This is a genomic window from Streptomyces sp. NPDC005706 (assembly GCF_040631045.1).
GTDB lineage: Bacteria > Actinomycetota > Actinomycetes > Streptomycetales > Streptomycetaceae > Streptomyces.
Genome location: NZ_JBEXYS010000033.1, coordinates 17,798 through 30,188, shown reverse-complemented (window position 1 = coordinate 30,188; position 12,391 = coordinate 17,798). Strand labels below are relative to the sequence as shown.

Here is a 12,391-nt window from a genome sequence, read left to right as displayed (position 1 = left end):
CCGGGAGCGGGCAGCGAATCGCCCCCCCGGGCTGCCCGGCCGGGCGGCGCCGCGGAGGGAGGTGAGGGGCTCGGGGGCGGCGTAGCGTGGGAGTGTGACTTGGGTGCGCGGCGGGGCGTCGCGTCGGGATGCGGAGGATCGCGGCTGGCTGCGGGGAGCGCCGCCGCCGTGGTGGGTGCGGGTGCTGCCGGTGGTGCTGCTCGTGGCGGTGACCGCGGCCACCCTCGTCACCCCGGAGGCACGTGATCTCGGGTTCCTGCTGGGCGCGATCCCGCCGCTCGCGGTCCTGTCGTACGGGCCCTGGGCGACGGCCGCGCTCGGCGGCGCGGTCGTCGTGGTGCTGAACGTGCCGGCCACTCATCTGAACCGCCCCGGCAGCACCGACCTGCTCACCATCGTGTTCGTCGCCGTGCTGAGCGTGTTCGTGTCCTACGTGCGCAGTCACCGGGACGCCCAGCTGGCCGTGGAGCGGGCGATCGGGGAGGCCGTGCAGCGGGCGGTGATGCCGCCGCTGCCGGAGCGGGTCGGGCGGATCGGCTGCTCCGGCTTCTACCGGGCCGCGCAGGACGGGACCCTGGTGGGCGGCGACTTCTTCGACGTGCGGGACGGGCCCGGCGGTGTCCGCGCGGTGATGGGTGACGTGCGGGGGCACGGTCTGGCGGCGATGGCGACGGTGGTTTCGCTGCTGGGCGCGTTCCGCGAGGCGGCCCTGGACCAGCCGGACCTCGAGGCGGTCGCGGCCCGGATGGACCGAAGACTCGGGGTGGACGCGGCCGGCGACGGGCAGACGGAGCTGTTCGCCACCGCCGTGCTGCTGGAGTTCACCCGCGACACCGGCGCGGTGCGGGTGGTGGCCTGCGGTCATCCGCCGCCCGTGCTGCTGCACGACGGGCAGACCCGGGAGGCGGCCGTGGCCCCGGGTCCGCCGCTGGGCATCGGGCTGGTCGGTCTCGATCCGCCGAAGGAGGTCACCCTCGGCCTTGCCCCGGGCGACCGGCTGCTGCTGGCCTCGGACGGGGTCTGGGAGGCGCGGAACGCCGACGGCGCCTTCTATCCGCTGCCCGAGCGGCTCGCCCACCTGGCCGCGGCCGCCCCCGCCGAGCTGCCCGGGGCGGTGTGGGCGGATCTGGCGCGGATCGGTTACGAGGTCCGCGACGACGCCACCATGCTGGTGCTCGCGCCCCGGGCCGCCTGACCGGGGCCCGGTTTCTCACGCGACGTGCCGCACCGCTCAGCCCACGTCCCAGAGGAACCGGTGGGTGTGGATCCCGAAGTACGGGAAGGACTGGATCTCGCGGACGCCCTCGACGGGCCGGACCACGTCGTTGACGAAGTCCAGCAGATCCCTGGGGCCCGGCGCGACCACCTCCACGAACAGGTCGAAGCCGCCGGCGGTGAGCACCGAGTAGACCACCTCGGGGCGTGCGGCGAGCGCGTCGGCGACGGTCCGCGGGTCGCCGTCGACGCCGATGCCGAGCAGGGCCATCGCCTGCCCGCCCATCGCCATCGGGTCGGTGACGCCGACGACCTGGACGGCCCTTGAGTCCAGCAGGCGCTGCAGCCGCTGCCGGGCCGCGGAGGCGGAGAGGCCGACTTTGGGACCGAGGTCGGCGTAGGCGATACGGCCGTCGGTCTGCAGCTCGCGCAGGATGGCGCGGTCGATGTCGTCCATCTGGTCCGGCCGTCCTCTCATTGCGCCAGTTCGGCCAGGGCCGCGGCGAAGACCTCGGTGTGGGTGTCGACGTCCTGCCCGGTGGTGGCGGGGCACATGAGCGCCATGTTGTGGAACGGGGTCAGCAGGATGCCCCGGTTGGCGAGGTAGAGGTGCAGGAAGTCCTCCAGCTCCGGGTCGGCGGCGACCGCGGACTCGGTGCCGGTGCGGGGCGCGGGGGAGGTGAAACGGTACTCGGTGCGGGCGCCGAGCCGGCTGACGGACCAGGGCAGCCGGTGGGCCTCGATGCCGGCCCGGACGCCCGCCTCGAAGCGTTCGGAGAGCCCCGCCATGCGGGCGAAGGCCTCGTCGGTGAGCACGTGCTCCAGGGTGGCGCGGGTCGCGGCGACCGACAGGGCGTTTCCGGCGAGGGTGCCGCCGACGCCGCCCATGTCCACGAGGTCCAGGTCGTCGCGGCCCAGCAGCCGCTCGGCCAGTTCGGCGGACAGGCCGTACGCCCCGGCCGGGATGCCGCCGCCGATCGCCTTGCCTATGGTCAGCAGGTCGGGGTCGAGGTCCCAGGCGGCAGTGCAGCCGCCCGGTCCGGCGGAGAAGGTGTGGGTCTCGTCGTTGATCAGCAGCACGCCGTACCGCCTGGTCAGTTCGCGGACGCCGGCGAGGTAGCCGGGCTCGGGCAGCACGATGCCGATGTTGGTGAGCGCGGGTTCCATGAGCACGGCGGCGACGTCGCCGTGGGCCAGTTCGCGTTCCAGCCCGTCGAGGTCGTTGAACTCGGCGACCCGGCTGGTCAGGGTCACGTCGCACGGGGCGCCGACATTGCCGGGGCGGTCCGTGCCCCGGCCGTCGGGACCGACGACGATCAGCGACTCGTCGACGCTGCCGTGGTAGCAGTAGCTGTTGACCAGGATCTTCGGGCGGCCGGTGACGGCCCGGGCGAGCCGGATCGCCCACCGGTTGGCGTCGGTCGCGGTCAGCGAGAAGCTCCAGCGGGCCAGGCCGAAGCGCCGGGTCAGCTCGGCGCCGACCCACTCGGCGTCCTCGGTGGGCAGCATGGCGGTGGCCCCGCCCAGCGTCCCGTACCGGTGCTGGACCGCCTCGGCGACCGGGGCCGGCGAGTGACCGGCCATCGCTCCCGTGTCACCGAGGCAGAAGTCGATGTACTCGTGGCCGTCCACGTCGGTGACCCGGGCACCGCGTGCCCCGGCGAGGTAGCGGGGGAAGGCGCCGGCGGTCTTGTTCATCCAGGTCATCGGCACCCGGCCGAAGAGGTGGTCGGCCCGGGCGTAGGCCGCCCGGGAGCGCGGGTTGCGGCGTTCGGCCTCGGCGCTCTCGCGGGCCAGGAGGGCGTGCAGACGCGTGCGGTCCATGGAGTACCTCGTACGTGCTGGGCGACTGAACAGCGGGAGCGTACGGCTGAAATGATGATCTGAACAAGATCTGACGCTTGAATCGCTCGCCGCCGCGCTCGATTCCGCCGCCGCTCGGCGAGCGGGCACAGGGGTGCCGCGCGCGCCCCGTAAACGCCAGGCTGCGCCACCCCTTCCGCCAGATAGAAATATCTACCAGCATGCATATGCCGGGTTGGCGTGCGCGCGCACCGAGTGCCCGGTCATGACCGTTTCCCGCGCCGCGGGCGGACGAGCGCGAATCACCCGGAGCAGTGCATGACGAACGCGATGTGGATGCGGGGCGTGGAGTGGCTCGCCGCGGCGGCGGCCGACCCGCGGGCCTGCAAATGGGCGTGGGATCACGGCGACGGCATCTCGGTCCTGGAGGCGGGCCGTTTCTGGGACGTGCTGAGCGTGCCCGACCGGCTCGGTCTGCTCACCCTGGACCTTTTGTGGCGGCCCGCGCTGCCCGTGCCCGGCCCCACCCTGGTGGACACCGCCGCGGGGCGGGTCGGATTCTTCCTGCCGCCCGACCCGGCCGGCGGCTGGGTCGGCGCCGGTCTGCGGTACGCCACCAAGGGGTCCTGGGTCGCCGTGCCGCCGCCGTACCGGTCCGCCCGCTCGCTGGAGTGGCTGATCCCACCGGACGGCACCGGCGCGCTGCACACGCCCGGCACCCTGGAGACGGCGCTGCGGCAGGCCAACGGCATGCTGGCGGTGACCGCTCCCCTGTGCGGGCGTTAGCGGACCTGTGCCGGCGATGGCGGACCGCCCCGAAGGCCGCCGCTCCACCGCGAGTTGGGCGGGGCCGGGCGTACGCGACGCCGCCGTCCGGCCGACGGGCGGGGTGCGGCCGGCGCCCCTATGCTGAGCAGGCAGGGCTCCGACGTCTCGCCCACCGCACGTCCGGCTCTCATGTGGTTGGAGTCGCCCATGTCGCATTCGCTCGCACGCCTGCGCAGGGGGGCCGCGGCCGCCGTGGCGGTGGGGGCATTGACGGTAGCGCTCACCGGTGCTCCGGCCGGGGCGGCGCAGGCCGCCGTGCCCGCCGCGTCCGTCACCGGATCGCCCAGCCCCTCCCCCTCGGGACCGGACGCCGTCCGCGCCCTCACCCCCGATGTGACCCGTCGACTCGACGCCGCCGTGCGGCAGGTGATGCGCACGGCGAACGTGCCCGGCGTGACCGTCGGCATCTGGACGCCGGACCGCGGCAGTTACGTCCGCTCCTTCGGTGTGGCCGACAAGAGCGACGGCCGGAGGATGGCGCCGGACATGTACGTCCGGATCGGCAGCGAGACCAAGACGTTCACCGTGACGGCGCTGCTGCAGTTGGTGGACGAGGGGAAGGCCGGCCTCGACGACCCGATCGGCAAGTACGTCGACGGGGTGCCGAACGGGGACCGGATCACCCTGCGCGAGCTGGCCGGGATGCGCAGCGGGCTGTTCAACTACTCCGAGGACGACGGCTTCTTCAAGGCCCTCACGTCCGATCCGCAACGCCCCTTCACACCACGGCAGTTGCTCGGCTACGCCTTCAAGCACCCGGTGATGTTCCCGCCCGGGCAGAAGTTCTACTACAGCAACACCAACCTCATCCTGCTCGGTCTGGTCGTCGAGAAGCAGAGCGGCCTGAGTCTCGGGGACTACATCCGCCGGCACATCCTCGTACCTGCCGGGATGAAGGACACCTCGTTCCCGTCCGGCGCGGAGTTCCCCTCCCCGCACCCGCAGGGCTACACGGACCAGACGGCCGACGGCAAGGTGCAGGGCACGGCCGACTGGAACCCGTCGTGGGGGTGGGCGGCGGGCGCCATGATCTCCACCCTGGGGGATCTGCGGACCTGGGCGCCCACGGTGGCGACCGGCCGCTTCCCGGACGGCCGGCGGATGATCAGCCCGGCCGCGCAGGCGCAGCGGCTCGTCACACCGCCCACCCCGATCCCGGGCGCCGGATACGGGCTGGGGATCTTCGACGTGCAGGGGTGGATCGGCCACAACGGCTCGCTGCCGGGCTACGAGACCCTGACCGTCTACCTGCCCGAGGCGCGGACGACCCTCGTGGTGGCCCTCAACACCGACATCGGCCACGACAACCAGGAACCGAGCACCCTGTTCGGGCAGGCGATCACGGAGATCGTCTCCCCGGGTCATGTCTTCGACCTGCCGGCCGAACCCGCCGCACGGTGAGACCGGGCGGCGCGGAAGAGGGCGGGGCCCCGACCGGTCCCCCGTGCCGGTCGTGCCCCGCGGACCCCCGACGTTACGCGCGGGACGCTGCGACGGGTACCGCGCCCGTGCCCTTCCGGCGGCGCCGGGGACTCACTCGTGCACAGCCGAGTCCGGTTGGCCCCGGTTCGCCCCGCCGAGGCCGGGGACGGTGAGGGCGCCGGCGGCCAGGTGGGCCAGGACGACCTCGTACAGATCGCTCCCACCGGCCAGCAACTGGCGTTCCAGCACGGGTTCGGCGGCCCGGACGTGCTCGCGCACGGTCTGGGCGTGGACGCGCAGTTCCCGTGCCGCGCGTTCGGCGTTGGCGTCGGCGGCGAGCCAGGCGCACAGGGTGCGGCGCAGATCGCGGCCGTCGGCGTCCAGACGGCCGAGGAGATCCACGGCCCAGCCGCGCAGCGCGGGCGGGGCGAGCAGGTCGCCGAGCCGGACGCCGGCCGGCGGGCCGGATGCCGTGCCGCCGGGGTCGTACGCGCCGCCCGCCGCCTCGGAGTTGAGTGCGAGCCGGACGACGGCTCGGGTGGTGAGGCCGGCGAAGTCCGTGCCGATCAACGTCTCGACGCGATCCATGCGGGCGCGGACGGTGTTGCGGCTGACGCCGAGCACCTTCGCCGCGCTCACGGCGGTGAAGTCCAGGCCGAGACGGGTGGTGGCGAGGAGTTCGGCGCGGGTGTGGTGGGGCAGGGTGTCGAGCGGACGCAGCACTCCGGCGGACCAGGCGCGCAGCCCGGCCGGGTCCATGAGCCGCTCGGGGCGGGTGCGTTCGGCGTAGACGGCCGTCCGGTCCGGGCGGAAGCGGGCGACGGCGAGGGCGCTGACGGCCTGGCCGTAGGCGCCGGCGGTGCGGGCGAGGCGCTGGCGCAGGCTGCCGCCGAGGAAGATGCCGGACCGGCCGTCGATCAGGGACCGCAGCCGCTGACCCGCCGCGGGTTCGGGGCTGACGACGATGACATGGCCGTCCATCGCGGGGCAGCGCACCACGAGTGCCTGGCCGTCGGTGGCGTCGGCACAGGCGTCGGCGAGCGCGTCCCGCTCGGCCGGGGCGCTCTCGACCACGTACACCCGGGCGGTGTCCCCTTCGAGCAGGCCCGGCCACAGGCCCGCGGCGACCCTGCGGGCGGAGACGATGTCCTCCACCATCAGCAGCTGCAGGATGGCGAGCCGCAGGTCGGCCGTGGCCCGGCGCAGCCGGCGCCCGGCGTGGGCCAGCTCCCGGTGGCGCAGCAGGAGTTCGAGCACGCCGGCGGCGCGGTTGACGAGGTCGGCGGCGCGCGGGTCGAAGGGTCCGCCGCGGACCACGGCCAGCACGGCGCCCGCGCCCTGGTCACGGTGGCGTACCGCGACCATGCGGACGTGGCGCCCGCCGTCGTCCAGGGCGGCGGAGGAGACCCGGCCGCCGCCCATGTCGGCGAGCACGGCGGCGTCGAGCGGTACCGCCTCGCCCGCGAGGAGGCCGCCGTGCGCGTCCTGGAGGCACACGGTCGCCCGCAGGGTCTGTCCCAGCCAGGTGGCCAGCCGGTGCGGGTCGCGGGCCGCGGGGCGCAGATGGTCGAGCAGTTGCCCGGCCCAGTCGGCGGCGTACGGCTCCTCGGCGTGGAGGCCCTCTTCGGCTCGGCCGGCCACGTCGCGCCCCTCCTCGTTCTCGCGTCCTGCCTCGGGTTTCGGACGTGGACGTTACCCGATGCGCCGCTTCGCGCCGCCGGCGGTGCCCGTGGACATGGCTCCGCCGGCGGTCCGGGGGGGGGAGTGGACCGCCGGCGGAGGCGCCGCAGCCCGGTGGCGGGGGGAGGCCCCGGGCGGCTCTTCCCTCGCATGCCCCCTGATTGCCGTCCTACACCTGGCTTTTTCCGGGGACTTCCGGTGCGGGCCCGTCAGCCGCCCGCGGAGGTCCGGTCGCCGGTGTCCGCGCCGGGCGCGGGGCGCATTCCGGCCGCCGCGAGAAGCGCGCCCAGCATGCAGAGCACACCGGTGACCACGGCGGACGTGTGCAGCCCGGTCATGAAGGCCCGCTCGCTGCCCGCCGCCACGGCCGCCCGCAACGAGTCCGGCATGCCGCCGGAGACGGGGGCGACACCCATCGCCACCGCGTCCTTGGCCTCGGCCAGCTTCCCGGCCAGGGCTCCCGGAACGCCCGCGCCGGTCAGCTCCGTACGGAGCGTGGTGCCCACCCGGGCGCTGATGACGGAGACCAGCACGGAGGTGCCGAGCGCGCCGCCGATCTGCAGGGTGGTGGCCTGGAGTCCGCCGGCCACTCCGGCGTCGCTGACGGGCGCGTTGCCGACGATGGCGTCGGAGGAGGCGGACATCACCATGCCCACCCCGAGGCCGAGAGCGACGAACGGCGGCCACATGGTGGCGTACGAGGAGTCGCCGGACCAGGTGAGCATGCCGAAGCAGGCGGCGCCCTGGAGCAGCATGCCGAGCGGCATGCACACGCGGGCGCCGAAGCGCTGGGTCAGGGCGGCTCCGAGCGGGGAGGCGACGAGCGAGGCGAGACTCAGCGGCAGCGTGCGCACGCCCGCCTGCACGGGCGTCAGTCCCCGAACGTTCTGCAGGTACAGCATGATGAAGAAGATGCCGCCCAGCATGACGAAGAAGTTGAGGGCGGTGACGACGGTGCCGACGGCCAGCGGACGGCTGCGGAACAGCCGCATGGGCAGCAGCGGATGCGCGGTGCGCGTCTCGACGCGGACGAAGACGGCGAGCACCAGCGCTCCGGCGAGGACCGCTCCCCAGGTGCCGGCGGACGTCCAGCCCCATGTCTCGCCCTTGACGACGCCGAAGACGACGGCGATCAGGCCGAGCGCCAGCAGGATCACCCCGGTGACGTCGAACCGGTGCCGGCCGGTGGGGTTCTTCGACCGGGGCAGCACGAACGCACCGAACGCGCAGGCGAGGACGCCGATCGGCAGGTTGATCCAGAAGACGGACTGCCAGCTCACGTGCTCCACCAGCAGTCCGCCGACGATCGGGCCGAGCGCCGTGGAGACGGCGGAGACCATCGCCCAGATGCCCACCGCCATGGCGAACCTGCGCGGCGGGAACACCGCGCGCAGCAGTCCGAGGGTGTTGGGCATGAGCAGCCCGCCGAAGACGCCCTGCAGCGCGCGGAAGGCGACGACGCCCGCGATGGAGCCGGACAGGCCGATGGCGACGGAGGCCACGGCGAACCCGGCGACGCCGGCGAGGTAGAAGGTGCGCCGGCCGAACCGGTCGCCGAGCTTGCCGCCGAGGATGAGGGTGGCGGCGAGGGCCAGCAGGTAGGAGTTGGTCACCCACTGCAGCTCGGCGGTGGAGGCCTGCAGCCGGCGGCCGATCTCGGGGTTGGCGATGGCGACGACGGATCCGTCGAGCTGGACCATGAACAGGCCGAAGGCCACCGCGCACAGGGTGAGCCAGGGATTGGACCGGCGCCGGGCGGCGGTGGGCGGCGCCTCGCTGGACGCGGGCAGGGCGGAGTGATCCACGGAGGTGGACGGCATGCGGAAGCCTTGTCTGGTACGGGGAAGGACAGCGGAGGAAGGGCGGCGCAGAAGGCGCCCACGACCGCACGCCCCGGGTGCGCCGGGCACGAGCGCGGCGCGGGTACGGGCCGCCCCGGCGGGATCCCGACGCGGGGACGGGACGCGTACGGGGCCGGCGGGACGCGTACGGGTCAGTGGGCGGCGGAGTGCAGCCGGTGCGTCAGTGAGACGAGCGAACCCAGGGCGGAGCCGAGGGCGTCCAGTTCGCCCTCGGTCAGCGACAGCAGCCCCTCGGTGAGATGGGAGACCTGCAGCGCGCGCACCTCTGCCAGCCGCCGGCGGGCGAGCGGCCTGAGGTGCAGGCGGGCGACCCGCTTGTCGGCGCCGTCCTGCCGGCGTTCCAGCAGACCCTGGCCGGTGAGCTGGGAGACGAGGGCACTGAGGTTGTTGGGCTTCATCAGCAGGGCGCCGGCCGCCTCGCGGACCGTGGCTCCCTCGTGCTCGGCGACGTACCGCAGCAGATTGAGCTGCCCCTCGGGGGGCTTGGGGTGCGCGTAGTCACGGGCGACCAGCCGGTCCAGTGCCCGGTGCAGCGAGGGCAGGCGGTCGGCGAGCGCCGAGGCGACGCGTTCGACGTCCCGCTGGGATGCGCTGGATCCGGGCATGACGGAGAGAATAGATATGACTTCATACCTATGTCAAAAAGCGCGTGCGGGTGCGTCCGCCACGGCGGTCGCGGCCGGGCCGCGCCCGCGGCACCCCGGGAAGGGCATTAAGCTCGGCGGATGGCGAAGTACTTCGACGTGCACCCCGAGAACCCGCAGCCGCGCAGCATCGGCCAGATCGTCGACGCGGTGCGTTCGGGGGCGCTCATCGCATACCCGACCGACTCCTGCTACGCGCTGGGCTGCCAGATCGGCAGCCGGGACGGCATGGACCGGATCCGTTCGATCCGCCGCCTGGACGACCGGCACCACTTCACGCTCATGTGCCGGGACTTCGCGCAGCTCGGCCAGTTCGTGCGCGTCGACAACGACGTGTTCCGGGCCGTCAAGGCGTCGACCCCGGGCAGCTACACCTTCATCCTCCCGGCCACCCGCGAGGTGCCGCGCAAGCTGCTGCACCCGAAGAAGAAGACGGTGGGCGTGCGCATCCCCGACCATGTGGTCACCCAGACCCTGCTGGCCGAACTGGGCGAGCCGCTGCTGTCCAGCACGCTGCTGCTGCCGGACGAGGCGGAGCCGATGACCCAGGGCTGGGAGATCAAGGACCGGCTCGACCACGTGGTGGACGCCGTGGTCGACTCCGGGGACTGCGGCACCGAGCCGACCACGGTGGTGGACTTCTCCGGCGGGGAGGCCGAGATCGTCCGGCGGGGCGCCGGGGACACGGCACGCTTCGAGTGACGGGCCGGCCCTCCCGGCCTTGTGGATCTTGCGTGGCAGCATGGGGCGTGCACGCGAGGCCGACGGGCACCTGTGTCCCTCTCGGCCGATCCACCCCGGGAGGCTCCACATCATGACCGGCGTACAGGGAACCGACGTCGACATTCCGACCGCGGACGGCGTGGCCGACGCCTACCTCGCCCATCCCGCCGACGGGCGGCCGCGGCCGGGAGTCCTCTTCTACCAGGACGCGTACGGGCTGCGCCCGCAGCTGCGCTCGATGGCGGACCGGCTCGCAGGCGCCGGCTACACGGTGCTGGTGCCCAACGTCTTCTACCGGCACGGCCGCACCCCGATCGGGGAGGTCCCGGAGTTCATCGACACCGCGGCCGACCCGACCATCTGGCAGCGGATCGGCCCGGTCATGGCCTCCCTCACCCCGGACCGGACCCGGCGCGACGCGGACGCCTACCTGGACTGGCTGGCGGGCAGCCCCCTGGTCGCCGACGGCCCGGTGGCGCTGACGGGCTACTGCATGGGCGCCCGGCTGGTCCTGCGGACGGCGGCTACCCATCCGGACCGGGTCGTGGCCGCGGCCGGCTTCCACGGCGGACGGCTCGCCACCGACGCCCCCGACAGCCCCCACCTGGGCGCCGGAGACATCACCGCCGAGCTGTACTTCGGCCACGCCGACCAGGACCGGTCCATGCCCGAGGAGCAGATCCGGCGCCTGACGGACGCGCTCAGCGCCGCCGGCGTACGGCACACCTCCGAGGTCTATCCGGGGGCCGGGCACGGGTACACGCAGGCGGACACCACCGCCTACGACCGGGAGGCCGACGAGCGGCACCGGGCCGCCCTGCTCGCCCTGCTGGAACGCGCGTTCTGAGGTCCGCCGCGGCGTCCGCCCCGGCGCGGACGCCACCCGGATCCTGTCCAAATCATTGACATGCACGTGATCGGCCGTAACGCTGAGAGCGCTCTCAGAACAGGTACGGACCAAGCTACGTACCACCCCGACCCCACACGGAGGTGGAGAGTGCTCCCCAGTCATACGCGTCCTGTGCTGCCCCTGGCGGCCGCGGCGGCCCTGGTGGGCGGTGTGCTCGCGCTCGGCACACCGGACCGCGCCGGCGCCGCCGTCGCGGACACCATCCCACTGAAGATCACCAACAACTCGGGCCGTTCCGGACCCGTGTACGTGTACGACCTCGGCACCCAGCTGTCCTCGGGACGGCAGGGCTGGGCCGACGAGAGCGGCGCCTTCCACGCCTGGCCCGCGGGCGGCAATCCGCCGACCCCGGCACCGGACGCGGCGATCACCGGCCCGGCCCCCGGACAGTCGAAGACGATCCGGATACCCAAGTTCTCCGGCCGGATCTACTTCTCCTACGGCCAGAAGCTCGACTTCCGGCTGACCACCGGCGGCCTGGTGCAGCCGGCCGTGCAGAACCCCTCCGACCCCAACCGCAACATCCTGTTCAACTGGTCGGAGTACACGCTGAACGACTCGGGTCTGTGGCTCAACAGCACCCAGGTGGACATGTTCTCGGCGCCGTACGCGGTCGGAGTGCAGCGCTCGGACGGCAGCGTGAGCACCACCGGCCACCTGAAGTCCGGTGGCTACAACGCGGTGTTCAACACCCTGCGCGGTCAGTCGGGCGGCTGGTCCGGCCTGGTCCAGACGCGTTCCGACGGCACCGTGCTGCGCGCGCTCTCCCCGCTGTACGGGGTGGAGACCGGGGCCCTGCCGGCGAACGTCATGGACGACTACGTCAACCGGGTGTGGCAGAAGTACTCGACGTCGACCCTGACCGTCACGCCGTTCACCGACCAGCCGAACACCAAGTACTTCGGCCGGGTGTCGGGGAACGTCATGAACTTCACCAACTCCTCCGGCGCGGTGGTCACCAGCTTCCAGAAGCCGGACGCCTCCAGCATCTTCGGCTGCCACAAGCTGCTGGACGCGCCCAACGACAACGTGCGCGGCCCCATCTCCCGTACGCTGTGCGCCGGTTTCAACCGGTCCACGCTGCTGAGCAACCCCAACCAGCCCGACACCTCGGCGGCGAACTTCTACAAGGACGGCGTGACCAACCACTACGCGCGTGCCGTCCACTCCCAGATGGCCGACGGCAAGGCGTACGCCTTCGCCTTCGACGACGTCGGCAACCAGGAGTCGCTGGTGCACGACGGCGGCCCGCAGCAGGCGTACCTGACGCTGGATCCGCTGAGCTGAGACATGGGACGGTCCCG

General features: G+C 73.3%; 11 protein-coding genes. 6 read left to right on the top strand and 5 right to left on the bottom strand.

All coding sequences use genetic code 11. The annotated features are described in order from the left end of the window. Nucleotides 1-94: 94 nt before the first annotated feature. Nucleotides 95-1,195, top strand: a complete 1,101-nt coding sequence (locus ABZ478_RS33125) for a PP2C family protein-serine/threonine phosphatase (protein ID WP_359555324.1) — start codon at nt 95-97, stop codon at nt 1,193-1,195. Nucleotides 1,196-1,231: 36 nt separating this feature from the next. On the opposite strand, the gene ABZ478_RS33120 is transcribed toward ABZ478_RS33125, so the two are convergent. Together ABZ478_RS33120 and ABZ478_RS33115 are read right to left on the bottom strand one after the other, a co-directional pair. Further along, entirely contained in the window at nt 1,232-1,672 is a 441-nt protein-coding gene (locus tag ABZ478_RS33120; RefSeq protein ID WP_359555321.1) for an Lrp/AsnC family transcriptional regulator, read from the bottom strand. Between the two features lie 17 nt (nt 1,673-1,689). Continuing rightward, nucleotides 1,690-3,039, bottom strand: coding sequence for a transaminase (locus tag ABZ478_RS33115; RefSeq protein WP_359555319.1), 1,350 nt, complete (start codon nt 3,037-3,039; stop codon nt 1,690-1,692). Nucleotides 3,040-3,336: 297 nt separating this feature from the next. On the opposite strand from ABZ478_RS33115, the gene ABZ478_RS33110 reads away from it, so the two are divergent. Together ABZ478_RS33110 and ABZ478_RS33105 are read left to right on the top strand one after the other, a co-directional pair. Continuing rightward, on the top strand, nt 3,337-3,804 hold the full coding sequence (locus tag ABZ478_RS33110; protein WP_359555316.1) for a hypothetical protein: 468 nt from the start codon (nt 3,337-3,339) through the stop codon (nt 3,802-3,804). A gap of 189 nt (nt 3,805-3,993) precedes the next feature. Then, entirely contained in the window at nt 3,994-5,247 is a 1,254-nt protein-coding gene (locus ABZ478_RS33105) for a serine hydrolase domain-containing protein (RefSeq protein WP_359555315.1), read from the top strand. A 132-nt stretch (nt 5,248-5,379) separates the two neighbouring features. Here ABZ478_RS33105 and ABZ478_RS33100 read toward each other — a convergent pair whose 3' ends face one another. From ABZ478_RS33100 to ABZ478_RS33090, 3 genes are all read right to left on the bottom strand, one after another. Continuing rightward, complete coding sequence (locus tag ABZ478_RS33100; RefSeq protein ID WP_359555313.1) at nt 5,380-6,909, bottom strand: helix-turn-helix domain-containing protein; 1,530 nt, start codon at nt 6,907-6,909, stop codon at nt 5,380-5,382. A 248-nt stretch (nt 6,910-7,157) separates the two neighbouring features. After that, nucleotides 7,158-8,768 (bottom strand): MFS transporter, encoded by a 1,611-nt coding sequence (locus ABZ478_RS33095; RefSeq protein WP_359555311.1) that lies wholly within the window; start codon nt 8,766-8,768, stop codon nt 7,158-7,160. 173 nt (nt 8,769-8,941) lie between these two features. Next, on the bottom strand, nt 8,942-9,415 hold the full coding sequence (locus tag ABZ478_RS33090; RefSeq protein ID WP_359555308.1) for a MarR family winged helix-turn-helix transcriptional regulator: 474 nt from the start codon (nt 9,413-9,415) through the stop codon (nt 8,942-8,944). Between the two features lie 120 nt (nt 9,416-9,535). On the opposite strand from ABZ478_RS33090, the gene ABZ478_RS33085 reads away from it, so the two are divergent. The 3 genes from ABZ478_RS33085 (at nt 9,536) to ABZ478_RS33075 (ending at nt 12,374) form a co-directional block, all read left to right on the top strand. Next, nucleotides 9,536-10,156, top strand: coding sequence for an L-threonylcarbamoyladenylate synthase (locus tag ABZ478_RS33085; RefSeq protein ID WP_359555305.1), 621 nt, complete (start codon nt 9,536-9,538; stop codon nt 10,154-10,156). Between the two features lie 112 nt (nt 10,157-10,268). Next, nucleotides 10,269-11,024 (top strand): dienelactone hydrolase family protein, encoded by a 756-nt coding sequence (locus tag ABZ478_RS33080; RefSeq protein WP_359555302.1) that lies wholly within the window; start codon nt 10,269-10,271, stop codon nt 11,022-11,024. A 150-nt stretch (nt 11,025-11,174) separates the two neighbouring features. Further along, entirely contained in the window at nt 11,175-12,374 is a 1,200-nt protein-coding gene (locus ABZ478_RS33075; protein WP_359555300.1) for a glycoside hydrolase family 64 protein, read from the top strand. Nucleotides 12,375-12,391 lie beyond the last annotated feature (17 nt).